This is a genomic window from Legionella waltersii (assembly GCF_001468085.1).
In the GTDB taxonomy this organism is placed as follows: Bacteria; Pseudomonadota; Gammaproteobacteria; order Legionellales; family Legionellaceae; genus Legionella; species Legionella waltersii.
In genome coordinates this window covers 1-248 of record NZ_LNZB01000037.1, presented here as the reverse complement: position 1 = coordinate 248, position 248 = coordinate 1, and the positions used below count along the sequence as shown (strand labels likewise).

Genomic DNA, 248 nt, shown 5'->3' with positions numbered 1-248 from the left:
ATATCATTATCATTAGCCAATTGCGTGAAGGTGCTACGCTTAGAGGGCTGTCCCGAGACAAACTTGCCGATAGAAAAACGCTTAGGAATGTGCGTGATATTGCAATTGAGCAAGGTTGGTTAGAAAAAGATAAGCCAATACCCTCTGAACAGGAGCTGGAGTTATTTTTTGAAAAGAGCAGTGCTAATAGCTTTTTGAGTATACAGCCATACCGGGTGAAGATTGAAGAATGGACCAGACAGGGCGTT

At 42.7% G+C, this 248-nt stretch carries 1 protein-coding gene; it reads left to right on the top strand.

From position 1 onward, the window contains the following. Positions 1-248, top strand: a 248-nt coding sequence (locus Lwal_RS17545; protein WP_162264096.1) for a hypothetical protein, incomplete at both ends; no start/stop codon positions are given.